32 protein-coding genes are annotated in these 25,978 nt (G+C 58.8%); 5 read left to right on the top strand and 27 right to left on the bottom strand.

All coding sequences use genetic code 11. The annotated features are described in order from the left end of the window. Positions 1-29: 29 nt before the first annotated feature. The 4 genes from E5K03_RS15070 to E5K03_RS15055 all read right to left on the bottom strand — a co-directional run bounded on the left by E5K03_RS15070 (position 30) and on the right by E5K03_RS15055 (position 1,766). A complete protein-coding gene (locus tag E5K03_RS15070; RefSeq protein WP_138007618.1) occupies positions 30-398 on the bottom strand; it encodes a helix-turn-helix domain-containing protein in 369 nt (122 codons plus the stop codon). Between the two features lie 79 nt (positions 399-477). Continuing rightward, entirely contained in the window at positions 478-720 is a 243-nt protein-coding gene (locus E5K03_RS15065) for a hypothetical protein (RefSeq protein ID WP_138007617.1), read from the bottom strand. Positions 721-731: 11 nt separating this feature from the next. Next, on the bottom strand, positions 732-1,433 hold the full coding sequence (locus E5K03_RS15060; RefSeq protein WP_138007616.1) for a DUF5828 family protein: 702 nt from the start codon (positions 1,431-1,433) through the stop codon (positions 732-734). Between the two features lie 108 nt (positions 1,434-1,541). Continuing rightward, positions 1,542-1,766: a hypothetical protein gene (locus E5K03_RS15055; protein ID WP_138007615.1), complete on the bottom strand. Its 225-nt coding sequence runs from the start codon at positions 1,764-1,766 to the stop codon at positions 1,542-1,544. Positions 1,767-1,866: 100 nt separating this feature from the next. Here E5K03_RS15055 and E5K03_RS15050 point away from each other — a divergent pair, with 100 nt between their 5' ends. Next, a complete protein-coding gene (locus E5K03_RS15050) occupies positions 1,867-2,238 on the top strand; it encodes a cupin domain-containing protein (RefSeq protein WP_138007614.1) in 372 nt (123 codons plus the stop codon). Continuing rightward, positions 2,235-2,918: a hypothetical protein gene (locus tag E5K03_RS15045; protein WP_205743013.1), complete on the top strand. Its 684-nt coding sequence runs from the start codon at positions 2,235-2,237 to the stop codon at positions 2,916-2,918. The genes E5K03_RS15050 and E5K03_RS15045 overlap by 4 nt, the downstream gene beginning before the upstream one ends. Before the next feature lie 35 nt (positions 2,919-2,953). Here the strand turns inward: E5K03_RS15045 and E5K03_RS15040 are convergent, their stop codons facing one another. From E5K03_RS15040 to E5K03_RS15030, 3 genes are all read right to left on the bottom strand, one after another. After that, positions 2,954-4,831 (bottom strand): carbon starvation CstA family protein, encoded by a 1,878-nt coding sequence (locus E5K03_RS15040; protein ID WP_138007613.1) that lies wholly within the window; start codon positions 4,829-4,831, stop codon positions 2,954-2,956. Positions 4,832-5,155: 324 nt separating this feature from the next. Next, complete coding sequence (locus tag E5K03_RS15035; RefSeq protein WP_138007612.1) at positions 5,156-6,106, bottom strand: ArsA family ATPase; 951 nt, start codon at positions 6,104-6,106, stop codon at positions 5,156-5,158. Between the two features lies 1 nt (position 6,107). Then, a complete protein-coding gene (locus E5K03_RS15030) occupies positions 6,108-6,404 on the bottom strand; it encodes a hypothetical protein (protein ID WP_138007611.1) in 297 nt (98 codons plus the stop codon). Between the two features lie 132 nt (positions 6,405-6,536). Between E5K03_RS15030 and E5K03_RS15025 the strand changes: the two genes are divergently transcribed. Next, a complete protein-coding gene (locus E5K03_RS15025; protein WP_138007610.1) occupies positions 6,537-7,832 on the top strand; it encodes a CobW family GTP-binding protein in 1,296 nt (431 codons plus the stop codon). Positions 7,833-7,844: 12 nt separating this feature from the next. Here the strand turns inward: E5K03_RS15025 and E5K03_RS15020 are convergent, their stop codons facing one another. Both E5K03_RS15020 and E5K03_RS15015 read right to left on the bottom strand, forming a co-directional pair. Next, entirely contained in the window at positions 7,845-8,060 is a 216-nt protein-coding gene (locus E5K03_RS15020; RefSeq protein ID WP_138007609.1) for a hypothetical protein, read from the bottom strand. 113 nt (positions 8,061-8,173) lie between these two features. Beyond that, a complete protein-coding gene (locus E5K03_RS15015) occupies positions 8,174-8,494 on the bottom strand; it encodes a hypothetical protein (protein WP_138007608.1) in 321 nt (106 codons plus the stop codon). A 60-nt stretch (positions 8,495-8,554) separates the two neighbouring features. On the opposite strand from E5K03_RS15015, the gene E5K03_RS15010 reads away from it, so the two are divergent. After that, on the top strand, positions 8,555-8,767 hold the full coding sequence (locus E5K03_RS15010; RefSeq protein ID WP_138007607.1) for a hypothetical protein: 213 nt from the start codon (positions 8,555-8,557) through the stop codon (positions 8,765-8,767). Positions 8,768-8,852: 85 nt separating this feature from the next. Continuing rightward, positions 8,853-9,530 carry a uracil phosphoribosyltransferase gene (upp, locus tag E5K03_RS15005; protein ID WP_138007606.1) on the top strand — a complete coding sequence of 226 codons (678 nt, stop codon included), beginning with the start codon at positions 8,853-8,855 and terminating at the stop codon, positions 9,528-9,530. A gap of 75 nt (positions 9,531-9,605) precedes the next feature. Here upp and E5K03_RS15000 read toward each other — a convergent pair whose 3' ends face one another. From E5K03_RS15000 to E5K03_RS14915, 18 genes are all read right to left on the bottom strand, one after another. After that, positions 9,606-11,654, bottom strand: a complete 2,049-nt coding sequence (locus tag E5K03_RS15000; protein WP_138007605.1) for a S9 family peptidase — start codon at positions 11,652-11,654, stop codon at positions 9,606-9,608. Between the two features lie 230 nt (positions 11,655-11,884). Next, complete coding sequence (locus E5K03_RS14995; RefSeq protein WP_138007604.1) at positions 11,885-12,520, bottom strand: IMPACT family protein; 636 nt, start codon at positions 12,518-12,520, stop codon at positions 11,885-11,887. A 67-nt stretch (positions 12,521-12,587) separates the two neighbouring features. Next, a complete protein-coding gene (locus E5K03_RS14990; protein WP_138007603.1) occupies positions 12,588-12,995 on the bottom strand; it encodes a hypothetical protein in 408 nt (135 codons plus the stop codon). A 1-nt stretch (position 12,996) separates the two neighbouring features. Further along, on the bottom strand, positions 12,997-13,497 hold the full coding sequence (locus tag E5K03_RS14985; protein WP_138007602.1) for an amino acid-binding protein: 501 nt from the start codon (positions 13,495-13,497) through the stop codon (positions 12,997-12,999). A 52-nt stretch (positions 13,498-13,549) separates the two neighbouring features. Then, the gene (gene hisB / locus E5K03_RS14980) at positions 13,550-14,137 is read right to left on the bottom strand and encodes an imidazoleglycerol-phosphate dehydratase HisB (RefSeq protein ID WP_138007601.1); all 588 of its coding nucleotides are present in this window, start codon (positions 14,135-14,137) and stop codon (positions 13,550-13,552) included. Positions 14,138-14,262: 125 nt separating this feature from the next. Then, positions 14,263-14,997: a 1-(5-phosphoribosyl)-5-[(5-phosphoribosylamino)methylideneamino]imidazole-4-carboxamide isomerase gene (gene hisA / locus E5K03_RS14975; protein ID WP_138007600.1), complete on the bottom strand. Its 735-nt coding sequence runs from the start codon at positions 14,995-14,997 to the stop codon at positions 14,263-14,265. Between the two features lie 66 nt (positions 14,998-15,063). Next, positions 15,064-16,809 carry an archaellar assembly protein FlaJ gene (gene flaJ, locus E5K03_RS14970; protein WP_138007599.1) on the bottom strand — a complete coding sequence of 582 codons (1,746 nt, stop codon included), beginning with the start codon at positions 16,807-16,809 and terminating at the stop codon, positions 15,064-15,066. 15 nt (positions 16,810-16,824) lie between these two features. Beyond that, positions 16,825-18,498: a type II/IV secretion system ATPase subunit gene (locus E5K03_RS14965; protein WP_138007598.1), complete on the bottom strand. Its 1,674-nt coding sequence runs from the start codon at positions 18,496-18,498 to the stop codon at positions 16,825-16,827. Positions 18,499-18,519: 21 nt separating this feature from the next. Beyond that, a complete protein-coding gene (locus E5K03_RS14960) occupies positions 18,520-19,275 on the bottom strand; it encodes an ATPase domain-containing protein (RefSeq protein WP_138007597.1) in 756 nt (251 codons plus the stop codon). Continuing rightward, a complete protein-coding gene (locus E5K03_RS14955) occupies positions 19,272-19,733 on the bottom strand; it encodes a flagellar protein G (protein ID WP_138007596.1) in 462 nt (153 codons plus the stop codon). Before E5K03_RS14955 ends, E5K03_RS14960 begins: the two co-directional genes overlap by 4 nt. Before the next feature lie 3 nt (positions 19,734-19,736). Continuing rightward, on the bottom strand, positions 19,737-20,183 hold the full coding sequence (locus tag E5K03_RS14950; protein ID WP_138007595.1) for a flagellin: 447 nt from the start codon (positions 20,181-20,183) through the stop codon (positions 19,737-19,739). An 18-nt stretch (positions 20,184-20,201) separates the two neighbouring features. After that, positions 20,202-21,656, bottom strand: a complete 1,455-nt coding sequence (locus E5K03_RS14945) for a FlaD/FlaE family flagellar protein (RefSeq protein ID WP_321167636.1) — start codon at positions 21,654-21,656, stop codon at positions 20,202-20,204. 88 nt (positions 21,657-21,744) lie between these two features. After that, the gene (locus E5K03_RS14940; RefSeq protein ID WP_138007594.1) at positions 21,745-22,257 is read right to left on the bottom strand and encodes a chemotaxis protein CheD; all 513 of its coding nucleotides are present in this window, start codon (positions 22,255-22,257) and stop codon (positions 21,745-21,747) included. A 2-nt stretch (positions 22,258-22,259) separates the two neighbouring features. Continuing rightward, positions 22,260-23,438 carry a chemotaxis protein CheC gene (locus E5K03_RS14935; protein ID WP_138007593.1) on the bottom strand — a complete coding sequence of 393 codons (1,179 nt, stop codon included), beginning with the start codon at positions 23,436-23,438 and terminating at the stop codon, positions 22,260-22,262. Beyond that, entirely contained in the window at positions 23,439-23,801 is a 363-nt protein-coding gene (cheY, locus tag E5K03_RS14930) for a chemotaxis protein CheY (RefSeq protein ID WP_138007592.1), read from the bottom strand. Positions 23,802-23,867: 66 nt separating this feature from the next. Continuing rightward, positions 23,868-24,542 carry a DUF7500 family protein gene (locus tag E5K03_RS14925; RefSeq protein ID WP_138007591.1) on the bottom strand — a complete coding sequence of 225 codons (675 nt, stop codon included), beginning with the start codon at positions 24,540-24,542 and terminating at the stop codon, positions 23,868-23,870. A gap of 78 nt (positions 24,543-24,620) precedes the next feature. Beyond that, entirely contained in the window at positions 24,621-25,187 is a 567-nt protein-coding gene (locus E5K03_RS14920) for an archaellin/type IV pilin N-terminal domain-containing protein (RefSeq protein ID WP_138007590.1), read from the bottom strand. Between the two features lie 202 nt (positions 25,188-25,389). After that, complete coding sequence (locus E5K03_RS14915; RefSeq protein ID WP_138007589.1) at positions 25,390-25,959, bottom strand: archaellin/type IV pilin N-terminal domain-containing protein; 570 nt, start codon at positions 25,957-25,959, stop codon at positions 25,390-25,392. Positions 25,960-25,978: the final 19 nt, after the last annotated feature.

Below are 25,978 nucleotides of genomic sequence, written 5' to 3'. Positions count from 1 at the left end.
CGGATACTGTCGGGCAGTACAGGGGCGAGCTACGTTCCAAACTCGTCGATCGCCGTGTGTACCGACTCGACCCACTCATCGAGCGCAGTGTGCAGCATCTCTTTGGCCTCCGGAAGCGGAACAGCGGTGTACTGATATACGTAGCCGCCGGGATCGAGCAGCCGACGCTCACGCTCGACAAGCCCCTTTTCGAGCAGTGTCGAGAGCGATCGGTTGACGTTCGAGCGATCGCGATTGAGTGTCTCGGCGAGTTCGGCGACCGTACTGCCCGGGTACTCGAGCAACACGAGGTACGTCCGGCTTTCGTGATCTTGGATCCCGAACACGCACGCGAGCACGTGGCGGAATTCGGGGTCGGGATCGCCGATCAGGTCGTCCATTGTCGGGGTATCGCTCATACCGCTACCACGACGGCGGGCGTCGTTAAACCTCTGGCTTCGGAAAACAACAGTCAAGACAGCTCGGCCGATGCACGCATCACTCGTCGCGAGCGTAGCCCATATCACGGATACACGTGCGGATCTCGGGTTCGGTTTCGTGTTTCAATAGGCGAGTCGGCGTGTCACAGTAGTAGGTCGTGCCGTCATAACGGAGGGTAACCGTTCGATCGGTGCCCATCATGTTGACGGTGACGAGGACGCGCCGGCCTTCGTTGAGCGCGGACACGATCTCGTCAGCGGTCAATTCGCCAGCGTCGACGGTGAGTGGTGGCTCGGGCATTGAGTAATTACTTAGTTCTTCGTCGATTGCGACTGCTCGTCGCCGGTCGGCTCGGCGGGCGGTTCGACGCCTTCGGCGGCTTCGACGTTGGCAGTCTCTTTTTCAGTCGTCACGTGCCAGCGATCGATCGTGTCCTCGTACTCGCCGAGCCGCTCAGAGACCGCTGCTTTCAGGTCATCATCGTTAACATTTACCTCAAAGATGAAGGTATGTTCGTCGCTGTCGCTGCCGCGGCTCGTCTTTTGAATGTTCGCACTGATGAGCTCGTTGTCGAAATAATACGGCGCAAGCTGAGTCATCACGTTCTGATACACCGTATTTTCGACGGTTCGGATAGCCTTGCGGCCCGCCGAATCCGCCGCGCGAGCGACATAGTCGAGTGACTCGCTCCAGCGTTCGATCGCCCCGTCGTTGTCGCCGTGTTCAACCTTTTCGTAGGATTCGCTGAGCTTCTCGCCGGCGCTTTTGAGATCGTCACCGACATCTTTGCCCTTCTTTTCGCCCTCACCCTCGGCGACGCTGGCTTGTGCGGCGGTCTTTTTATTAACGTCTTTTTGTAACCGTTCGTGGGGCTTCGGTCGCCATTCGTCCCACTCTTCGAGCGCATCGCCGTCGACACCAGCGTCTCTGAGCGCCTGGGTAATTCGTTCGCCGTGCTCGACGACGTCGCCCCAGTCCCCGCGTTCTTTGAACCCTGCGATGCTTTCTTCCATTGCCGTTGGCCGAGGCTATGGCGGGCAGTCATATAAGCCTCCCTGAGAGATCGACACACGCATGCGAGGCGCTATCGGCGTCACAGGCGATCAAATTATGCAGAACGGTTACCGATCGTCGCCGTACGTGAGCTTCGTGGCAGCGCGGTTGAGCCGCTCGGTGATGCCGCCTAACCACGCACCGGGAGTGACCTGTCGCATCTCGTCCTCGTCGACCTCGATGCGCTCGCCAGCGAACGGATCACGTTCCGCACGGCGCTCTTCGTCACCGACTGCGTCGACGACTGTTGTCATCGAACAGCGGCCGCACGCCTCGCTTTTTTGCGTACCCATGGTTGTTCGCTCAACGATACGGGACGAGGAATGTTAATAGTTATCCATGCACGAGTTCGGTGTCGACGGGCTTTTGCCGACCGGCCTGAGAACAATGCACATGGGATATCGGACCGTGGATCCAGCGGACGTCAAGCCAGTCGACGATCGGCCCTGCGAGCTCAGACGGCTCGGCGAGGCCGGCGGCGTCGAGACGATGGCGATCAATCGCTTCGTCGCCGCTCCCGGCGAGCAAATTCCACTTACGTATCACTTCCACGAGGAACAACAGGAGGCGTTTTACGTTCTCTCTGGGACACTCACTGTCGAAACGCCGGACGGAACCAAGACCGTTGGGGCCGAACAGCTGTTCGTCGCAGATCCAGAGAGTCCCCACAGAGCGTACAATCCGACAGACGCCACAGAGCCTGTCACTGTGCTGGCGCTCGGTGCGCCGCCGGTGTCGGGAGACGCAGTACCGTACGAATCATGAGCGATCGAACCGCAGCGCCTGAAGAAACGGCTGCAGAAACTCCTGCAGAAACGGTTACAGAAACGGCTGAAGAGACGACAGGAGTCGAGCCAACGGAGCTTCCCGACGAGATCCTCGAAAACGTCCCAACGTGGGAGGACAAGTACTTTGATCGCGTCAGCGATCGGCTCATGTACAACTACGATCTCGAGAAGGATCGCACGATCGAGGGCGAGCGCTTCGAACTGTACGGCGAACTCCGCATGGAGATTCAAAAACAGTTCGTCCACCCGGCGTTGAACTACGCAAACCACGAAACCGAAGAGTACGTGTTCGCCCGGCGAACGAACACGGTCCGGGTCGCGGAACTCGAACGACTCGTCGAGTTCGGCCACGACTTGGCCGACGAGTGGATCGTCGCCGACGAGGAGCATTTCGGGACCGATTACACCTTCGTCGTCGTGACCGACTCGATCCCCGACGACGTCCGATCGTTCGTTTCGGGGTTCTCGGACCGAACACTGCTCAAATTCGGCTACTACGGCCACTACGAAGTAAACCTGATCGTCGTCGCGCCCGATCGCGAGGACGCAGTTGGGAGCAAAAACGCCGATTTGCTTGAGGCAGTCACCCTCTGGGAATCCGTGAGTGAACAAAAACAGGGATTTTGGACGCGGCTAGCGCTCAAATTCTGGAGATAAATAAAAAGGAGTGAGAGACGTCGGCCGTCGCAGTGTCAGTCGTCTGCTTCACCCCCGTCAGTCGCAACAGCACCCCGTCCACCACGGACTTTTCGGATGTTGCTGTAGCCGAGTCGAACAAGCGACAGCGCCAAGTAAATAAGCGTAGACGCCAGTACGATCTGGACGATGCTCGAGGCGATCGCGACAGTGCCCGTAGCGTTGCCGAGGATGAGGTTATCATAGAGGTTGTCCCAAACGATCAGCCACGTGAGACCGAGGACGGTGATCGTGACCATGATAGCCATCGGGACTCCGGTGCTGATGAGCTGTTTGGAGTCGTCCCAGTTTGCAAGCCAGACGGTCGCGGTCAAAAGCGCCAGCGCCGCAAGCAGCTGGTTTGCCCCGCCGAACAGCGCCCACAGGGTAACCCACTGTCCTGAGCTGACAAGGAGATACGCGAGGACGATCTGGATACCCGGGTTGGTGTAGCGACCTCGAGCGAACGAACCGATACCGCCTGAGAAGCCGGTGTCAGTCACGCCGGCTGGCGTGCCGACGATCTCTTCCATCATGTACCGGCCGAGCCGCGCGGCCGTGTCAGTTGAGGTAAGCAAGAAGCTCACGAGCACCAGCGCCATGAACGGCGCGCCGATCGCCTCCGGAAGCCCGACGGTCGAGAGGATAACGCCACCACCGGTTGCGAAGTTCGGCAGCGCGCCGCCGATCCCGCCGGCTGAGGCGTCCGCCGAAAAGCCGGCCACCGCAAGCGTCGACAGCGCGAGCGCAGCGAGAAGCCCCTCACCGAGCATGCCGCCGTAGCCGATGAGGCGCGCATCAGATTCTTTGTTGAGCTGTTTCGACGTGGTGCCCGAGGAAACGAGCGAGTGGAAGCCGCTTATCGTTCCACAGGCGATCGTAATGAACAAAATGGGGAACAGCGGCGTGATACCTCGGATTTCGATTGCTGAATCACTTCCCCAGAAACCGTGGAACATTCCGATCGACGAGTCGATCGTCAGCGTGTCCGCGCCACCCACGATCGTCCCGACGATGATCGCGAGAATACCGCCGCCGACCCCCGTGTACAGAAGGAACGACGAGAGGTAATCTCGCGGCTGCAAGAGCACCCACACCGGCAGCGCGCTCGCGAGCGCCGCGTACAGAAGGATTACCGGAATCCACGCAGCCGTGTTCGCCGAACCGAGTTGGGCGGCGCCCGGAAGGTAATTACCGCTGCCGAGTCCGAGCGCTTCCGAGAGGATGAACGTCTCTTCGACGAAGTTACCCGGTTCGAACAGCGCGAACGGGTACTGGATACCGACCCAGACACCGGCGAAAACCCCAAGAACGAACAAAATCGTCCCAGGAATAAACGGTCCGTTGAGCTGGTACAGGTAGATCCCAAACCCAAATGCCAACAAGATGTACACGAGGCTTGCGGTCGTCACCTGCGGATACGCGTTGAACACGATCCCGACGACGAGCGCGAACACGGCCACAACGAGGATAATCGTCAAGAACGCGAACCAAAGCAATAGGTTCTGTCCGCGCTTACCGACGTACTCGCCGACGATGTACCCGACTGATTTGCCCTCATGTCGCAGGCTGCCCGACAGCGACACGAAGTCGTGGACTGCGCCCATGAGCGGGTTACCGATCGCAATCCAAAGCAGCGCTGGAAGCCATCCCCAGATCGCCCCCGCAGTAATCGGGCCGACGATCGGCGCGCCGCCCGCAATGCTCGAATAGTGGTGCCCCAATAGCACCGGCTTTTTCGCCGGTACGTACTCCTGTCCGTCCTCGTATTTGTGTGCTGGCGTCTCGTTTGCGTCGTCGAGTTCGACGAACTGCGACAGGTATCTCGAGTAGCCGAGATACCCGACACTGAATGTTGCCAGCACTGCAAGCACGAGCCAAATTACTTGTGTCATATGTCCCTACCTCACACGTCTGTTGATGACATATGTTACATAAAGTTTGATGATAAACATCGATTGCTGACGGGACAGTAACGGTTTTACCGCAGAGAGGCGGAAGTCGTTGCCGCTAAATATAAGCAAGATCAGCCGGACTCAGGGCGGATCAACGCGGTACGCTGCTTGCCCGCGAGCATGCAATAGGAGAGATCGGCTGTGAACCCGTTGTGAGTGGCCGGATACCTGGGTGTAATTGACATCCTCTCACGGCCGAAGCCGTGGGCTTTCGCCTCGCTACCACTGTAATCGGTGAATCATGTTTGACCGGTCGGCGATCGATCAGGGATCGATTGCAAGCTCAGCCGCGACGTCTTCGAGGACATCGCCGCGGACCTCGGCAGTTCGGGTTTTGATTTCGGCGACGAGCGGGACCGAAAAGCCCGATCGGACCTGCTCGAGTCGATCGGTTTCGGTCTCGACGCGATCACGAAGGAATCGTGCGCCGCGGCCGTTCTCTTCAGGATCTGGCTCCGGGGTAAGTTTGTTTGCAACCAATCCGCGAACCGAAAGATTGCGGTCGGTCATGCCCTCGATCGCCCGTTTGGTTTCGTTTACCGACAGCTGATCGGGATTGAACACGAGAAAGAACGCGGCCTCGTTTTTGAGCGTCTGCCCAGCATACTCGAAGAATTCTTTTCTATCCTGGAGGCGCTGTAACACCGGATCGCCGTCCATGACGCGGCGAGGTTCGAGGTTGCCGATCGCGGCCTTCTCGAACAGGTCGATGCTCTGTTTTCGCTTGTGGACCAGCCGATCGATCCACCCCTCTAAAAACTCCGGCAGGCCCAACAACCGAAGCGTCCCACCGGTCGGTGCGGTGTCAAAGACCACGCGATCGTACTCGTCAGCCGATTGCATCACGTCAATAAACCGATCGAACAGCGCAGACTCGTACGCACCGGGAGTCTGGTGGGCCATCTCGATCTGTCGGTTGATCTCGTTGACCATCGAGGCGCTGACCTGTGAGGACAGATCCGAGCGGATCTCGTTGAGGTGTCTCGTCACCTCCTCGTCGGGATCAATTTCCATCGCGTAGAGTCGATCGATCCCCTCGACGCGGCGCGGTTCGTCATCGAATTGCTGGTCGAACACGTCAGTCGTGCTGTGTGCGGGATCCGTCGAGACCACGAGCGTATCCAGTCCTGCGCGTGCACATTTGAGCGCGTACGCACAGGAGACGGTGGTCTTGCCGACCCCGCCTTTGCCGCCAAAAAAGACGAACGGCTCCATGTTAGAAATGATACTGCTGGCCTTTGCGCTCGATGAGCGTGTCTCGATCCCACATCCGCCGCTCCCACGCTTCGAACTCGTTTTCGAGGAATGGCAAGAGCTCTGCCGTGTAGTAGGAGACCGGCGAGGGGATACCGAACGCGTCGGGAAAACACGCCAGCATGAACGTGTCCTCGATGTCTTCGGCCTCTTTTTCGATCTTCTCGTAGGCCGGGTGCGAGATCATCCCGTGATACAGGCCTTTGAGCCACTCGGTGAGGATCAGCTTGGTGCGTTCGATCCGTGCTGCGAGCGTCATCGTCTCTCATGATCGACCGCGAGGAATAAAAAGCGTGCCATCGCGGCGACGAGCCGCCGATAACGATGGATTTCCTGCCGCTCAAAGCCAAAGACAGAGCCATTCAAGAGCGTGGGCCTGTTGTGCGTAACCATGCCAGCCGAGACGATTCCCGTAACGATTCTCAGCGGCAACTTGGGAGCCGGGAAGACGACACTGTTGAATCACCTGCTATCGAATGCCGGTGATCACGACATCGCGGTGTTAATAAACGACATGGGCGAGGTGAACATCGACGCGGAGCTGATCGACGAGTCCGCCGAAGTCGATCCAGAAGCCGGCGTTACGGAGCTGTCAAACGGCTGTATTTGCTGTGAGCTACAAGACGATCTCAACGCGGCAGTCGTTCGGCTCGCGCGAAACAGGGATTTCGACGCCCTCGTCGTCGAGGCGTCTGGGATTAGCGAGCCCGAGCCGATCGCCCGACTATTCACCACTGAGTCTCGGGTTGCCGCGTTGTACGACGTCGACGCGGTCGTCACTGTCGTCGACACGCGGCTGTTCTACGACGCGTTCGCCGGCGACGAGGTGCCGAAACGCCGCGGCGCGGCCGGCGGAGACGCGAAGCCGCTTTCTGATCTGTTGATCGAGCAGATCGAGTTTTCGAACGTCGTGTTGTTGAACAAAGCCGACCTGTGCACAGACGCAGAACTCAAAAAAGCGCGAGCGCTCGTCACGGCGTTGCAGCCCGATGCGACGATTCTGCAGACAGTACAGTCGGCCGTCGATCCCGACGAACTGCTAGATACGGGGTATTTCGAGCAGGGAACGATGGCCGAATTAGCGGGCTGGAAACAGCTGCTCGCGGCCGAGGACAACGAACACGATCATGACGGACATGGAGAGGATGGAGAAGATGCACACGGCCACGAGGATCATCCCAAAGACGCGGAGGGACACGACGGCCACAGCCACGGCGACCACGACCACGCCCATCCCGACGAGGAGTACGGCGTCACCTCTATGACGTTCCGATCGCGGCAGCCGTTTGATCCCGCACAGATCGCCGAGATTCTTTCCTCGCTCCCGGAGGGGATCGTCCGATCGAAGGGAACGCTCTGGGTGGCAAACAACGACATGAAGCTCGTATACAGCCAGGCAGGGCCGTCTGCGTACGTCGAGGCGATGGGGCCGTGGATCGCCTCGCTGCCGGAAATTGATCAGAATCTGTACCGCTCGAACCGGCCGAACCTCGAGTGGGACGAGGCGACCGGCGATCGGCGAACAGAACTGGTGTTCATCGGAACAGCGCTTGAAGAAGCAACTCTCCGCGAGCAACTTGCGGCGGCGATCGTAGACGTCGAGGCAACACCCGAGGATTCGATCGGCTTCCCAACCGATACGGAGACGACGCTAACGCTCACCGAGCCAGCAGTTTCGGACGCCTAAACAAAAGGGAGATTAACACGCACAGCCGGCTGTTCCGGTCGATCGCTCAAACCGCATCGACTCCCCACAGCTCGGACACGTTGGCTCGTCGCTCGCCGCGTCAGAAGCGAGAATCCGCTCGTTGCAGTCATCACACCAGTACGCCCCGGCGGGCTGTTCGTCTGTCGCCTCGGTTGTGCTCGCTGCGGATTGCGTGAGCGCGCGCTTGAGCGTGCTAACGAGACTCATATGTAATGCTACGCGCTTGATCGCAAAATAGCACCTCGGCTGTGTGCAGTAGGCGCATAAGCGATTTGACCAGGACCATCCCTGACAGGCGATCGCGACCCAACATTGGGCGCTCACACGACGAACAGCGGGATCGAAAGCAGCACCGCGAGTCCGACAAGGATCGCGATCGCGTACAGCAAGCGCCGAAACCGGTCTGCAGCCGGGATCGCCGCCATGCGAACCGGATCGTGCGTCCAGACCAACTGGTGGTAGCTGACGATCGCGGCCACGAGCGTCACAGCCCCCGAAACAGCGAGGCCGATCCCCAATGGGAGGCCGAAGGCGCTCAGGTAGATCGGCCCAAAAGAGATGAGCACCATCGCAGACAGCGACGTGACGACGAAAAACGGGACCGGATCGACGCGGTCGCCGTCACGATTGCGGACCGGCATACACGACCTTGGGATTCGATGACAAAGAAGCTAAGTGCGCGGCCACCCCGACACCAACATATGGGCGACAAAGAGGGGTTCGGAGACGCTGTCAGCCGCTCGGAGGGAGACATCCGCGTTTTCCTTGCGCTCAACGCGCTGCTGTCTACGGTGTTTGCCGCAGCGATCGTGTGGGGACTCTCGTACCTCGATTTCATTGCCTGGTCGCTTTTGAACGTCGCAACGACGGCGATCGTGTTGTTCTCGTTTGCGTATCTGATGAGTAATGCGTGAGCTAGCAAAGACAGCAAGTGGTGGTGTACGAAGGTGCGCCAGCAGATGATCGGCTTTATTTATTCAGCCGTTCGCCTCTAGCCTAATGCCGATCGAAGATCGCGACAACGCATATCTCATTACGCACGCGCTCGCCAAAGACACGCTCTCGAAGCTCAGAGACGTCGAGACCGAGCAAGTCGCGTTCCGAAAGGGACTCGTCAAACTCGGCCGTATCGCCGGCTACGAGATTATCGACGGCGCGATGGAAACCGAGTACGTCCCCGTCACGACGCCGCTCGAAGAAACGACTGGCGAGCGCGTCAAAGGCCTCGACGACGTCGTGATCGTCAACGTCCTCCGGGCAGCGACCCCGTTTGTCGAAGGCTTGTTGAAAGCGTTCCCACGAGCAAAGCAGGGCGTGATTTCGGCAGGTCGCGACGAAGAGGCGGGCATGAACGAGGACGGCGAGTTCCCGATCACGATCGACTACGTGAAACTCCCCGAAATAACCGAAAACGACACCGTCATCGTTGCCGATCCAATGCTCGCAACGGGATCGACAATGTGTACCGTCCTCGAACACGTGCTCGCGGAGGCTGCAGACTTCGAGAACCTGTTTGTCCTCTCTGCGGTGTCTGCGCCCGATGGACTCCTTCGGGTATCGGAGTCGTTCCCAGAGGCGGATCTGTTGACAGTCGCGATCGACGATCACCTCAACGAGGACGGCTTCATCGTTCCCGGACTGGGTGACGCCGGCGATCGGGCGTTCCGAACGACCTGACGACGGTATGAACCGATCACAACCCCTTGTCTTCGAGTGGAAAAACGAGATGCGGGAGGGCGTCTGACGCCGCTCTTACTCGTCCGTCTCGTCGGTCGAAGAGAGGCCGTCATCGCCACGATCGAGCGCGTGTGGTGCGTCGTGGTACTCGGAGTAGCCGTCGAACCAGCGGGCGATCCGCTCGATCCTGTCGACGACGTGGCCGGGTTCGCCCGAACGAGACAGTTCGTGGCCCTCTCGCGGATACCGGACTAACCGCGTGTCGACGCCGAGCTTCTTCAAAAAGAGGTAGAACATCTCGCCGTTGTTGACCGGGACTCGGAAGTCGTTGTCAGAGTGGATGACGAGCGTCGGCGTTTCGACGTTCTCGACGTGGGCGACCGGCGAGGACTCCCAGAGGAATGCCGGTTCTTCCCACGGCGTCGTGTCGAAGTCGTACTCGATCAGTTTGAACGCGTCCGTCGACCCATAAAACGATGAGAGGTCGTAGACGCCGCGCTGGGCGACTGCGCCGTCGAAAAAGTCGGTGTGTCCGACGATCCACCCAGTCATGTATCCCCCGAAGGAGCCGCCGGTGACGAAGGCGTTCGTCTCGTCGACGTACTCGCGATCGCTCACCAACTCGACACCCGCCATCACGTCCTCCATGGTCAGCTCACCCCAGTCGCGCTCGATCGCCGTCGCAAACGCCTCGCCGTAGCCCGTCGATCCGCGGGGATTCGACCAGAAGACGCAGTAGCCGCGAGCAGCCAGCGTCTGGAACTCGTGCCACATCGTCCCCGACGTCGACCACATCGCGTGCGGGCCGCCGTGGATCTCGACCGCGAGCGGGTACGTCTCGGTCGGATCGAACCCTGGCGGCGTGAGCAGCCATCCCTGCAGTTCAACCGCCCCGTCGGCACTCGTATAGCGCAGTTCCTCAGGTTCGCCGATGTGTCGATCGGCCAACAACGACTCGTTCAGCCGCGTAAGCCGGACATCCTGGCTGCCGTCGATCGAGATGCCGAAGAGATCGCCAGGGTGATTCCACTCGCTCGTTGTATACGCTACCCTCTCTTTGGCCGCCGAGAAGTCGGTGAGCATGCCGCGATCGGCAACCGTTTTCGGGTCCGTTGAGCCGTCGCCCGCGACCGAGCGAAGCACGGTTCGGCCCTCATCGGGCGTGGTGAAGAGCACGTGAGCTTCGTCGTCGGTCCACTCGAAGCCCTCCGGCGTCACGGTTCGATCGAGCCCGTCTGTGAGCACGAATTCGGTGTCGGTTGCGCGATCGAACACCTCGAGGTCGGTCTGTCGCATCGACGCCGACTCCTCAGGGGTTCTGGGATACGCGATTCGATCGTCGCTCGTGACCGCGATATCGACCGCCCACCCGGTCGTCCGGTGGACGTGTGTTTCGTCGTCGGTATCGAGCGCGTACGCGAAGATATCGACGATCACGTTGTCGTCGGGATCGTCCTCACGTTTCGAGGTGTAATACAGTGTCTCTGAGTCGCTCCAGACGGGTGAGCCATGGTCGTACTCGCCGTCGGTAAGTCGCTCGACGCCGTGATTGTCCGTGGTGTCGATCGCGGTCTCGACGTTGACGATGTAGACGTGACCGCGGGTCCCGTCGGTGTACTGTGCGGCCTGCCGGTAGATCAGCCGATCGATCACCCGCGGATCGGGCGTGTCGCGTTCGTACTCGTCTTCCTCGGAGATGTCGAGATCAAGCCCGTCCGCTCGCTCGTCAGCTGTCGTCTTCCCGACGAACGCGATCTGTGAGCCGTCCGGCGACCAGACCGGATTGGAAACGCCGCCGGGAACCGACGTCACCTGCGTCGCCTCACCACCATCGCGGGGTATTACCCACAGCTGTGTGCGATCGTCGTCGTCGCCGCGCGTGGACACGAATGCGAGTCGATCGCCGCTCGGCGACCACGTTGGGGCGCTGTCGACGCCTGCGGAGATCGTAAATCGCTGCGGTTCCGAGGTTCCGTCTGCAGCGACGAGATAGATGGTCGCTTCGACCGATTCGTCGTCTTCGGGAGTCGATCGAACGAATGCGACAGTCTCGCCGTCTGGGGACACTGCTGGCTCGCTCGGTTTTGTGATTTCGTAGTAGTCTGTCGCGGAGATTCGATCCATACCCCTACCGAGCAGGGCGTAGTGCAAAAACGATCGGGAGGCGGAAAGCGGGCGTGATCAACACAGCCGCAGGGACGAGCGAGTCCAGATTGAAATACGATAACGAATCCACAGCGACTGTGTCCTGAGAAGTCGACGCGGATCGGTCGAGGTGGGTGTCCGGCAAACCGATTCGTATACGAGAAATGCCGGCTGTTCGCAACAATAGTAATCAAGAGATGGCGGTGAGGCTACTCGATCGCAACGCGGCCGCTCGTCGCATCATTAAGCCGTTCGCGAAGCGCTGCGGCGGCGTCGATCGGGACGCGAACTGAAAATGAAACCTCGGATTCGTAGGTTGCGTCGAATTCGACGCCTGCAGATTCGAGAATTCCCCTGACAGTGCCGGAGTCGTCGTATTCGACTGTTGCGGTAAACTGCTCGTGCGGAACTCGTTCGGTGATGCCGGCGGCGTCGATCGCCTCCTTGACGCCACGGGAGTATGCGCGAGCCAACCCGCCGACGCCGAGGTTCGTGCCGCCGTAGTACCGCGTGACGACCGCCGCTACATTTCTGAGATCTTGTTGGACGAGGACGTTCAACGCGGGCTTACCGGCCGAGCCAGTCGGTTCGCCGTCGTCGCTGGCGTACTCACGAAGCATGGCCTCTCCAGTGGGTCGCGATCGCGAGGGCTCCCCAGCTGGCACGCGATAGGCGGGGACGTTGTGTGTCGCGTCAGCGTGGCGATTGCGGACCTCGTCGACGAATGCCGCTGCCTCCTCAACAGTCTCGACAGGCGCAATGTAGCCAATGAACTCCGATCTCCTGATCTCGAACGTTGCGCGTGCACGCGAAGCGACTGTGCGAAACGGTTGTGGGTCGGACACGACGATCGGTACGGGAGCGCTCGGCTAATCGGTACCGATCGATCAGGCCAGCACCTCGCGACAGCAGTTAGCTGGGACCGTTGTCGGCGGCTCGATCGGGATGTGAGCGTCGATAGAGCACACCGAACGCAACGATGCCGACAATCTCGCCGACCCAGGCGATCGCTGCGAGTGGTTCGGCCGCGAGCGCGGCCACAGTGGCGGTTCCCTCCCACATAATAAAGCCGACCAGCAGCGCTGCGAGCGTTCCAATAAGTAGCGAATAGAGCCGTCGGTGGGAGTAGCCGCGAAACAAGGCAGCTGAGCCGGCGACGAGGACGACGATCGCGGCTGAAAACAGCGGCACCCGAATATCGGACACCCCAGCACTCGACGACAGGAGCCAAAGGAGGTGCGCTGCAGCACTCAGAAGCGCCGCTTGAATTCCGACAAGCCAGAGCACGCGATCGCTCAGTTGCTCGGACGGGCCAGCCATTTCAAAATTCGACGCGCCGGACGAATGAAAGCTCGCGGATCGACACGAGCAGCGAGCCAGGAATCGCCTCGTCGGTGATAATGTACAGCTTCGGCTCGTCAGTGAACTCTGGATCCTCGCTGATCACCTGCCGGATCGAGATGTCATGGTCGGCGATGAGCGTCGTCACCGTCGAGACGATCCCCGCCTCGTCGGCGGCAGCGACCTCAATTGTGAGTACCGTCAGATCGAGCACCGGCGCGAGGTCCATGAGGCTGGGGATCGAAGAGATATTCGTGAAAATGCGGGCCAACTCGGGATCCGAGAGGATTGCGTCTGTCGTCGAATCGACGACACGGCGATCGACGCCGATCTCGCGGGCGATTCCAGTGTAGGGGATCTCGATTCCCCCGGAGACGACCCGTCCATCCTTGTTGACCGAAAACCCGCGTTCGAGTAACAGCCGGATAACCGCCTGTTGGCTTGGGCTGCCCTCGAACTTCTCCATGATCTCGTCGAACATCGCTTGTCCGTGATCGACGGCCAGTCGGCTTAACCGTAGGGGATCGCCCCGCTCAAAGCGATCCTTTCGTACTCGGGGTGTCCGATCGGCGCTCATCGATCCGCGTTGCGTCGTCGAGCGCCCGTGCCAGCGACTTGAACAGCGCTTCAACTTCGTGGTGGGCGTTTTTGCCGGTCACGGCGGCGTGGATCGTCAACCCGCCGTTCATCGCCAGCGATTCGACGAAGTGTCGGGCCATGTCGCTGGTGAAATCACCAACCGACGCCTGCGAGAACGACCCCTCGAAGCAGAAGTACGGTCGGCCGCTTACGTCGACAACAACTGAGCCGACGGCCTCGTCTAAGGGAACGCGTCGATCGGCGTATCTGACGATGCCGCGCTTGTCGCCGAGCGCGTCCGCGAATGCCTCTCCCAGGACGATCGCGACGTCTTCGATGGTGTGGTGGTCGTCGATGTACAGATCGCCATCGCAGGTCACCTCAAGGTCGAAGAGCCCGTGTTTGGCGAATGCTTCGAGCATGTGGTCGAAGAAGCCGATTCCGGTGTCGATCGACGACTCGCCGTCACCATCGATCGAAAGCTCAAGCTCGATTGTCGTCTCGGCGGTCTCGCGGCTGATTGCGGCGTGTCGATCGCCCATACTACGATTCTGTGGCCCACAGGTATATTGGTTACCGTCGCGTTCGGGGCGCAGCGATCAATAGCTGACTGCCCGTCGCGGACAGCGCACGCAGCGATCGACAGCGACTGTCCGTCGAAGAGGTCTCACCGATCGACAGCCGACTGCGCCGCTTCGAGCGTGAACGACCCTTCGTACAGCGCGGTTCCGACGACGACCGCGGCCGCACCGGCGTTTTTGAGCGAGCGGATATCGTCGATCGTCGCAACCCCGCCGCTTGCGACGACCGGAATATCGACGGCCGCACAGACCCGCGAGACGAGTTCAGTGTTGACACCCTCGAGTTGGCCCTCAACGTCAACATCAGTAAAGAGGATCGCGCCCGCACCGAGATCCTCATACCGCGTCGCGGCTTCAGCGGGATCGAGCCCTGTCCGCTCTGTCCACCCGGAGACGACGACCTCGCCGTCTTTGGCATCGAGGCTCACCATGACCGATCGAGGATACTCCGCAGAGATTACTTCGACGATCGGTGGCTCCTCAACGGCGGCGGTCCCGAGGATGACCCGATCGACGCCGATCGAGAGCAGGTCGAACGCGTCCGAAGGGGTTCGAATCCCACCGCCGATCTGGATCGGCACGGACACCGCGTCGATTACTGCCTCGAAGGCGGCCTTGTTGACCCGTTCGCCTTCGAACGCGCCGTCGAGGTCAACGAGGTGAAGTGTCTCCGCGCCGGCGTCGACCCAGTTTGTCGCCGCCTCAACAGGATCACCGTAGCGGGTTTCGGTCCCGCGCTCGCCGGCAACGAGTTGGACGACCTCGCCGTCTTGAACGTCGACGGCCGGGATTACCTCGAAGTGTGGAAAGTGTGTGCCCATAGTGGCGGATTTACTGGCGAGTGCGTAAAGGCTGCGGATGGTGGTCGATCTGAAAGGAGAGCGGGCTCAAATCGAGAGGATTGCGTTAACGACGATCCGCGTCCCGATCGCAGTGAGACACCCAAGCCAGGTCAGCATAACAAAGTGGATGTACGCAGTCGCTTTGTTGCCGCCGTCGATCGATCGGATCATGAGCGCAGACAGCGCGGCGTTGAACAGAATGACAAGCAATAACAGGTACTCGATGACTGGAATGTCGTAGACGCCAGCGTAGATGATCCGGCCGAAGTCGAACTGCTCGGCGGTGAGATCGCCTGACAGCTCTGCGAGGATGTTCACAACCTCCAGACCGATGAAAAACGCGAACGTCGCCGCCGCAGTGATCCCGTACAGCAACCCGATGAGTGTCGTTGCTGCCTGTCGGCGCTGTTCGCGAAGCTGGTTGACCGTGTTCATGTTCTTACTAATCAGCTCGCCGAGTTGGCGGGGATCGCCACCCATCTGTCGGCCGATGAGATACATCTCGCTGAACTTCTGCATCAGATAGGACTTACACTCTGTAGAGAACTCGCTCCACGCCTGATCCGGACTGAGACGAAGTTTCAGCCGTCGATACAGTCGATTGATTGCCGGCGTGAGACCACCGAAATCTTTGGTTCGCAGCGTTTCGAGAACCTTTGAGGTGGTGCTCTGTTTTGCGGTTTCAGCCGCCCCGAGCGCGCGAATAAAACTCGGGAACTGCTGGTCACGTTCGTGGATGAACTTCTCCTCACGACGCATGACAATACCAGTGATCAAAAGTGGCGTCACCGGCACCGCGATGTATAATGGCAGCGGTGGGCTGTCGAGGAAAAACAACAACCCAGGTAGCCCAGGACCGATCCCAATGAAGCCGAGGCCCATAAAAACGATGAGGACCATCGATCCGAATGCACCGATCGCGAGTGAGCCCCACAGATCGCGGTTGTCAAAAAATCGGTTTTCCGGAAAGTACCACACCGGATCGAACGGGGCCATCGTTCGAATAACGAAGAAAAACCCGGTTTGCACAAAAATGAACATGCCGATGACGCCAGCAACAGTGAGCGTCGGGTTCACACCGGTGAGGATCGGCAGGACGATCGCGAACACGAGCGCGAACGTCATCGAGAGAATCATCGACATGTACAGATCCTTCATGACCTCGAGGTTCCGCAATGAGCCCTCGTAGATCGTGATGTAGTTTTCGATCATCACCTCCTGTTCGTTGAACAGGAACTCGTGAAGTTCCTGACCGGCACCGATTGTGTATCCCAGCCGCTCGAAGAAGTCGGCTAACGCCTTGCTTGGGACCTCCTGTGCGCGGCGCCGAAGCGCGTCATCGAGGCTTTGATTCCACGTGTCGACGAGGTGAACGACCCGGCCGAGTTCCTCGGCGAGGACACCGTACTCTTTTTCCCGTGCGAGGGTGCGAAAAACGGCCATCCGATCGATGTTAGTGGTCGAAAGAACCGTCATGTGGGTCATAACAAGGTGAAACTGGTTTTCGATCGCAATCCGGCGTTGGCTGACGTAGATCTTTGGATAGACGATCGCCGTGATGAATAACAAAAACCCGAGCAGCGGAATCGGCAATCGAGCGGCCAGCGGCAGCGGCAGCCAGACGGCAAGCCCAATCGAGATGAGCGCAAACACGAGCGACGGCAGCAAAATGAGAAATACGTACTTTCGCTTTGAGATCTCTAATTTGTCGTAGGAGGCAAGCAGTGACCCAATGAACGAGAGGATCGTATTGAGTTGGCTGGTGATCTTTTCGGCAGAAGAGGTAGACATGTTGAATGAGAGATATTAGAAGTGCGAGCGTGACATTGAAAATGGCAGTCCTTCGACGCCGTCGCGCTGGAACGCGTCGATCGTTTCGTTCACTTCGTGGTAGCCCAAGATACCCTCTTGGATCATCCGTTCTGTGAGTTCCGCACGGAACTGCAGATCATCGTATATGTCTCGAGTATCCGCATAGCCGAGCAGTGTCGCAATCTGCTCTTCGAGCACGTAGGAGTTGTTCATACCCTGGAAAATTATCTCGTCCTCGACAGGATCCCACGAAAACACCTCTCGGGTGACGACACCGTCCATCTCTTTCGAGTAGCCTTCGATCTCCTGGACGCTCGTCACCCGACGAAGAACCTTATCGCCCTGTTTGACGCGGTTTTGGAACAGCGCCACGTCGGCGTTGTCCATGAACGTCTCGGGAACGTTGATCGGATCGCCCGTAAACCGCTGGATCATCGAGACAATATCAGACGCGTGGAAGGTCAACATGACCGGGTGACCCGTCTGCGCGGCCTGGAATGCCATGCGTCCCTCCGCACCACGAACCTCCCCCACAATGATATAATCCGGACGGGACCGAAGCGCCGCCGCGACCAGGTCGAACATATCGACCTCGCTCGTCTCCTCGCCGCCGCCCTCGCGAGTGAGAAGCTGTTGCCACGTGTCGTGTGGGGGCAACACCTCAGCGGTGTCTTCGGCGGTGTAGATCTTCGAATCGCTCGGGATGTACGACAAAATCGCGTTGAGCGTCGTCGTTTTTCCTGAGGCAGTCTCCCCGACAACGAAGACGGTCTGTTCATTCTCCAGACACAGCCACAAATACGCCGCCAGCTCGGGACTGAGCGTCCCCCAGTTCGTAATCTGGTTTATTGACAGCGGCACGCCCTCGCTTTGACGGATCGTGAGCGATGAACCTTTGATCGAGACATCGTCGGAATAAATAATATTGATACGCGAGCCGTCCGGCAGGGTGGAGTCGACAATCGGATCCGAATCAGAGACCGGATCGCCGATCCGTTCGCCCATGTTCCGAAGCCAACTGTCGAACTCCTGTGGCGTCCCGAAGTCGACTGTTGTCTCTAACATGCCGTAGACGCCGTGGTCGACGTGACACTCCTTGGGGCCGATAACGTGAATATCCTCGTTAGCCGGGTCCCGCATTACCGGTTCGAGCGGCCCGAGCCCAACGATATCACGGTTGAGCCGATACCGGATGCTCTCGTAGGTCGGCCGCGACACCTCGATCTTTCCGAAGTTCCACAGCTGCTTGACTCGGTCATAAAACGTCGTATTGCCGTCGTTGATGTACGTAACCTCCTCGAGGAGTTCTTCGATCAGGTCATCGTAGCCTGATTCGTCTTCAGGGGCGCTTCGATGACCGCTCATCGCGAGCAGCTTGCGCTTGACGCGTTCGAGGATAACCGATTCGTCCTCTGAGATCGTCGGCTCAACCGCGTAGTACTTCGTATCCTGGCCAACGTCGCCGTAGACGTGCGTGAATATCGGCCCGCCGACGGGGTAGATCACGTTCGGCCGATCGGCCTCGTACTCGCCGTCGGCCTCCTCAATCAGCATTGGGAACTCCCCGGTGATCTGTTTGAACTTCAGCAGGTGCTCGCGGAGATGCGGCCGGCGCATCGCGAGCTGTTTGAGTTCGTTTGAGGGGCGAGGTTGGCCTTGATCAGTCATGATGACTCTGGTCGGTGATGGCTACGCGACGCTTCTACTCTCGATGACGATGCCAGTTCCAGATCGAACCGAGTAGCCGATTGTGTCCCCGACTTGTTCGCCCATCCCGGCGAACCGTTTGACCTGGACCTGCCGGCGGATGTCGTTGCCAACCTCCACCATCTGCAGTTCGAGGTAAACATCGGCGATCGAGCGGAACGGCCCGATCGCCTCGTCGTCAACCGCAGATGGATCGACGGTAAGCACGATGATTTTTCCCGAGGAAATAATATCTCTGAAAAATGAGATGATCTCCAGAGCCGCCTGGCGCTCCTCGTTTTGTCTGACGAGCGCCTCGAACGTCGGATCGTTTCGGAGGATCGCATCGAACGTATCGATGATGATTACGTCCGGGTCCCACATCGTTTCAGCCTCCATCAGGCGCTTGAGAAGCTTCTTTCGTTCCCCGTCCTCGTCGGATCCGGTCAGTGCTCCGGTGCTGTCGATATCGGCATGGAGGAACAACAGCTGCTCGTTGAGAAGCGGCTTGACGACGTCGTATGACAACGAATGCATCTGATCAATAAAACCGCTGACGGTCAGCTCGGTCGATAACATTGTGACCGACGCGCCGGTTTGACAAAAGCCGTAACTGAAGCGTTGGGAGATCGCGCTTTTGCCCGCACCGTAGTCGCCTTCCATGAGGACGATACTCCCGCGGGGAATCCCGCCACCGAGCTCTTTGTTCAGTCGATCGTGATCGTCCAGTCCTAACGAAATCAGGTTGTGTCTGCTCATGATCTGAACTCAAATACCTCCTCATCACCGTTGACGGTGAGAAACAGCCGATTGTCCGTTTCGATTCCCGTATCGGAGACGGTGATCGCGACCACCTCTTCAGGCCGCCACACGTCAGGATTGTCACTGTCTGAGACGAGTTCCATATTCAGATCGCTTCCGGTCTTGTACTCGCCGTTTAATAGGACATCGACAGCAGACTCCTGTACCGGGATGGTCTGTGACCCGGTGTTGCGAACGTAAATAGTGACAGTTGCTGCAGATTCGTTGTGAACGTCGCTTTTTGGATCGCTAATGACAGTTACGTCCGTGCGAACCTGTTGGCTCACGTCGAGACTCCCGTCTTGAACTGCATTCGACACCCGATCGACGCCGGTAGTCAACGTCCCGACGACACCAGCGGCAACGACAAGACTCGCAACAAAGATGATGAGATGAGACGTCGAGACGCTCGCCATCGGTCAGGCACCTCCGTCGATCGTACTGGAGACACGAATTCCATGATCGGTGACGATTGTCACTCGCGCTGGTTCGGTGTCAACGGTCGCTTCGATTTCCAGCGATTCACTCGGCAGCCACAGGTCCGTGCTCTCGTTGCCATCTACGGCCGTCGTTGTTGTATTCATGTATTGGTTATCGATAAGCAGGTCTACGGTCTCGACAGATAGCGCCGTGGCACCAGTGTTTTCGACGGTGACGCTGACTGTCCATTCGTCACCATCGTCCTGTTTCGTCGCATTTTGGAGCTCGATTTCGGTGTTTTGCTGGTCGAGAAATCGCTCGGTTCGATCGGATTCAGCGCCCGAAACCGCCTCAAGCCCGTTGGTCATCGTCGGGTAAAACATCCCGAACGCGAGGAATAACCCCACGATGATGATTCCGGTCGAGGCACTGACGCTAAATCCCATCTGTTGTCTGTTCCCGTGTTAGAACCCACCGTTGTCTCCGGTCTGTCCCGACAGCGTATCCCACCGATCAAGGATAACCGACGTCGCGGTCGTCCCGTTGAGCTGCATGATGTATTTGAGGCTCTTGATGTGGTGGTCGCGCGCTAAGTGTTCGGTCCCGGGTCTATCGACTTTGTTACGATCGATGTCGCCAAAGCCCGAAAGGAACGATCGGAGCTGATCGGCCACGTCGGGACCAATCCACTCGATCCGCTCGTAGTAGTTTACCGCACGCGCAGCGTCAGTGACTGTTGATTTACCGACGAGGAACTCAAGCCACTCCATCACCACGAGGTCACCAACGTAGTCACCAGGAAGCTCGGTGAGGTATGGCTTTTCACCACCGCTTGAGAGCTGATCAGGACTAACGAACTGGAAGCTGCCAGCGGCGCTTGCCTTCCCACGTGCGTCCTCGGGCTCAAACCCATCCCCAGCGTGATCGGCCGTTGCAGGCTCGAGCTCGGCCTCGATCGATGTCGACTCAGCCGAGGAACCGTTCTCTATCGGGTCGCTGAAATCCTCGCCAAACCCATCGTCTTCGAAGCCATCGTCTTCGAAGTCGTCCTCGGCGAAATCACCGAGCCCATCGTCATCGATGGCTTCGTCGATCGCATCGAAGTCGTCGCCATCTTCGGCCCACTCGGCCTCCCCAGAGTCGTACTCTTCTTTCAGTTCACTAAACGTCTTGCCGCCGGAGTCAGTTTGTTCGCTCATCTCTTCTGATTCTAATTCGTCGCCGAAGTCGTCGGCGTCGTCTTCGGTGAGCTCCTCGTCAAAGAAGCCCTCCGCATCAGCACTCATAATTGATTCATCAACCGCCTCGGAATCGGCTGCCTCCTCGTCTTCGCCGGAGTCAAACAACCCGAGTGATCCCTCACCCCCAAGATCGAAGTCGCTGCTGGCCTCGTCGACGAAGGGATTAATCCCACGAGTGACCATCTCGTAGATGTCCAGCAGGTTTCGGACGTCCTCTTCGACATCCTCGACCCGACCGGAGATCTCTTCGTTTTCGCTTCGAACGGTGTTGACCGTCGAAGAGAGACTCCCGACCTCATTTTCGAGTTCGTCAACTTTGTGTTCAAGTTCGTCGAGTGCGGCGCCGCCATCGTCGCCCTCAAAGCCACCCATCTCATCGTCGAACCCGCCCATGTCGTCGAAATCGTCGAACCCGCCATCCATGTCACCGAAGCCACCGCCACCCGCATCGCCCATCAACGCGTCGACCCCGTCGGTGCCTTCGGTGTCGGCTCCGTCGGTATCGTCGTTATCCAGGATACGTTCAAGAATGCTGGCACCAACTATCCCAACTGAACCGAGCGCGGCCGGCCCAAGCAGTATCTGTTCGATACCGCCCAGGCCTCCACCAAACAACGCCGGGAGCGTACTCACAAGCGACATACCGAGGCCCATTAGTACAACCGTCTCTACGTACATACTTCAAACCTCCTCTCCGAATTTCATGATTGAGATTTTCCGCGAGCGTCACGCAGTTCTGCCCGCTTGAGTCACCACGGGATATTCGCTACGACAGTGACTGTTCGGTGCCGTCTGCCGTGCGGACTGACAGCGCCGCATCAGCCGGGCGAAATTCGATCGACCGACCGTGTGAGCCGCCAACGTCAACACCGACGATCGGAATCGATCGAGACGAAAGAATCTGTTTCGCGGCATCGATATTGCGAGCACCAATGCTGTCCTCGCCGCCGGAGAACTCGAGCATTTGGCTGCCGCCAACGAGCCACGCCTGCAGCCGCCGTGGATCCCCACCAGCAGCCTCGATCTGTGAGATGAGTGCCTCAACTCCGGTGTCGACGAACTTCGTTGGTGTCGAATCTCGGGCTGCTTCGGCGTGTGGTAACATCGCGTGAAGCAGCCCCGAGACACCGTGTTGTGGGTCGAAAAGTACAATTGCTAGACACGATCCTAAGCCACTGGTGATGAGGTGTGTGTCGTCGTCGACAACGACCAGATCAGCAATTCCAACCTTTTTACGCGAAGCCTGTCGATTGTCCGCGCCAAGCAGGTCAGTAGCCACAGTTACCCCGCGGTAGTCGGCAACGCAGAGAGGGTTTTTGCCAGTTCGCGCTCGTCTGGAAGCGCGTAAATATCACATTGGCCAGTGCGGCCATCCAGTTGGATCGTCGAATCGATGACGAACGCGTACTCCTGTCTTTGACCAAGTTTTGCGACGACGGGACTCATGATCGACGAGCTCATGTCGTAGATGTAGTTCGGCGGCGAGTGTTCGATACTTGTGCCCAAAACGTTCGCCCAGCCGTCGATGAAGCCACTTGTCATAATGTTGCCGAGTTCTTTGACTGCTCCTTCGGTCAGTGTTCCAATTCCGTCTTCGGCCATTCCGCCGGGCATCATCGCTTCGGCGACGGTGGTAGCGGAGGCTTCGTCGAACAGAATAACGAGATAGCCGCTCGGCATCCCAGAGAGCGTGAATACGACACCAACCGATCGATCGTTGCCCACCGTGGCAGGCACATCCGAGAGGGTGACAAAGCGGATCTGGCTGACATTGACGTCAGTGTCTATTCCGGTCATCATACCGATTTGCTCGGCTGCACGGTGGGCCCCGCGTTTTGCCAATCCGTCGAACGCTCGAAGCTTGTTTGCCGGGATCGTCGGCTCTGTCGGGCTCCGCGAGAGCATCTCGACGAACTCGCCGTATTCTGGAAGCATGTAGATCGAGAAGTCGAGATTTTCGTTCAGCGCTTCCAAGCGGCTCTCGAACAAAAAGACACCCTTGTCGCCGGCCGCCCGCATCGTCTCACGAGGGAGAATTCTGGTTCCCTGCGCCTCGAGGTACGTCGGCGGTGTCATGTTGATCGCTTCCCCGAGGTGGTTGGCCCAGCCGTCAATGAAGCCGCCGATCATGATGTTTCCAAGCTCCGAAACGCCGCTTTGAGCGAGTGATCGGTCCGCCCCAGAGCGATCCAACAGCAACGACTGTAGCACGTTTGCGTTCGATCGCTCAAAGGCCAGTATAGTCTCGCCTGCGAGCCCACCCGCAAGCCCAACCTGCACGCCAACGAACTCCTGTCCGCTAAACGTCTCGGCTAACACCTCGTCAGTTACGAGACTCACGTCGGTCACCTCCACGGTAATGTCGATGCCGGTGAGCTGGCTGAGCGATCGGGCGGCACGCTCGGCACCGTTTGAGGCAAGCCGGTTGAACTGGCCGAGTTCCCGGATGTCGAGTCTCATCTACGCGGGAACCACGTCGTTGATGGCCTCAAGGACATTTGGCTTCTGGAACGGCTTCGTGATGTACCCATCCGCGCCGGCCTTGATCGCCTCTTTCATCTTTTCTTCCTGGCCAACACTCGTACACATGATAACCTTCGCGTTGGGGTCGCTCTGGGTGATTTCCGTAGTTGCTTCGATACCGCTTCGGATCGGCATCACGATGTCCATCATGACAATGTCGGGTCGTTCTTGTTCGTAAAGGTTGACGGCCTCGACCCCGTTTTCGGCCTCGCCGACAATCTCGAAGTCATCTGCGAGAATCTCCCGGAGGAGGTTGCGCATGAACTCCGAGTCGTCTGCAATGAGCACTCGCTTCGGCATATATTCTACAGAGGCGATGGATCCCGCTTAAACGCTCGCCTACGATTATCAGCGTTGAGAAGAGAGTTAGTCGTTTTTCGACGGCGGGACCGCCATGTACCCTTCCGATCGGACCGCCTGAAGGAGATCCGCGATCGAGTCTTCGGGCGTGAGCCCGTGGCGTTTGACGAGCGTGTACGCACTTTGGACAGGGTATTGGACCTCCATGTCGGTCGCCGCGAGGAGGATTCCGACCACGCGCTCTGGCGGGAGATCGTCGGTCGCCTGGTCGGCGTACCACCGCAGCATCGATTCGAGCGCCTCGCCGATGTCGTTCGACGCGGCACGCGTGCGCTTTACGTTTCCTTCCATGTCCACGGTCAGATCGAAGCCGTACTGCCCGCGGTTTCGGGCGAATGACCTGGCCAGCCAGCGGCTCACGTCCTGTGCGGAGATTTCTGGATCGGCCGTCGATCGCGGGCCTGCTGGCGATTGTGGGGTCGAAGGCGATCCGGATCCAGACCCGGTGGCGTTGGTGGACGCTGATCGCGCACTCCGAGACGCTGGAGACGCGTCGTCGTCGCGATCGCGCTGAAGCCAATCCTGCCGTTCGATCGAGTCGGGATCCACTCGCGGTTTGCTCCCGTCCGGCGAGACGACGTAGCGACCGTCGTCGATCTCGGCAACCTCCTCGCGGCGGGAGATGTCGAGTTCATCAGGGTCAAGAACCGATCGGCGCTGTTTGTTGTCGTCGGGTGGCATGGCTCTATCGTATGTTGTGTCGTTTGGCAATAAAATGGTGGTTGATCGAAGCGATCGAAGTGATCGAAGTAGCGACGGTTACAGCTCGACTGTTTCGCCGTCGTCGATCGTCTCAGGCGCTCTGGCAACCTCTGTCGTCGTTGCACCGGAGGCAGTTGTGATTTTGATTGTCAACTCCTCGCTCTCAGAGACCGGATCGACATTGCCGATCTCGCCGGCGTCGAGATCTAAGTCGAGTCGAATCCGATCACTGCGGTTGTCCAGCCGCGTATCGCTGCTGTCGGTCACGGCGGTCGTGGTGAAGCCACTATCGTGAGCCACCGTATCGAATCCGTCGGGACCGGTGATCTCAACAATTGCTTGTTCGAGATTGATCTCGTTTGCGCCAGCGGCTCGGCTAACAGTGAGATTGAGATGATCAAGTTCCCCATCGTCGTTCGAGTCTGATCCGAGGGTCGTTATCACCTGCACGCGGTCCGTTACCTGTGCGCTGCTTTCTTCGCCCGTTGCCTCTGCTTGGCTCTGCAAGAAGCCGGCCGTGTTGATCAACACGCCAGCCGCGATCGCCGCGACGAGCACCATCGCGATGAACACGATCAGCGTGCCGATCCCCACCTGACCTCTATCTGTCTGTTGTTGTGTCATAGTTGAGTTGTTGTGCAGTCGGTTCCGAAACCACGGGCCGATCGATGCAGGGCACAAAACGACCCAGGTCGACAAACCTCCAACAAAATCCGAGGACCGTGTGTTTCCGTACAGTACGTCAGGACGTGTTCAGCGACACCAGACGCTCGACAGTAACTGCGATCGTCGAGCAGTGTGGTGTGGGCGATCATGCGACGAGTTGTTAGAGTGCGACGTTTTCGTCGTTATCCAGCGTCTCCGGCACGCGGATCTCTTCGGTCGCCGTCGCACCCGATGCGGTCGTGATCTTGATCGTCAGCGACTCTCCCTCGTCGGGCGTCAGGTCAGTCCCCTGTGCTTCGAGGTCGATCCCGAGGTCGTAGCGGTCACTGGAGTTCTCCAGTACGTTGTTGCCGGCCGGATCGACCAGCGCATCGAGCGTGAACTCGTCATCGTCGTACGTTAGCGTCTGGAACGTATCCGGCGACGTCACCTCGACGATCGCATCCTCCAGGGCGATGTCGTTCGCACCAGGTGCTTTCGACACCGTGAGGTTAACAACGCTCAGATTGCTGCCGTCGTTGCTTGCGGTCCCGACAGTGCTAATCACTTGAATGCGATCGCTGACCTGTGCGCTGCTTTCTTCGCCCGTTGCCTCTGCTTGGCTCTGCAAGAAGCCGGCCGTGTTGATCAACACGCCAGCCGCGATCGCCGCGACGAGCACCATCGCGATGAACACGATCAGCGTGCCGATCCCCACCTGACCTCTATCCGAATTTGATTTGTTGAACATGGTATGAGTATTGTATAGT

It is taken from the genome of Halalkalirubrum salinum (assembly GCF_005543295.1).
GTDB lineage: Archaea > Halobacteriota > Halobacteria > Halobacteriales > Haloferacaceae > Halalkalirubrum > Halalkalirubrum salinum.
Note: the sequence above shows the minus strand (reverse complement) of the source record. Positions and strands in the feature narration are given on the sequence as shown.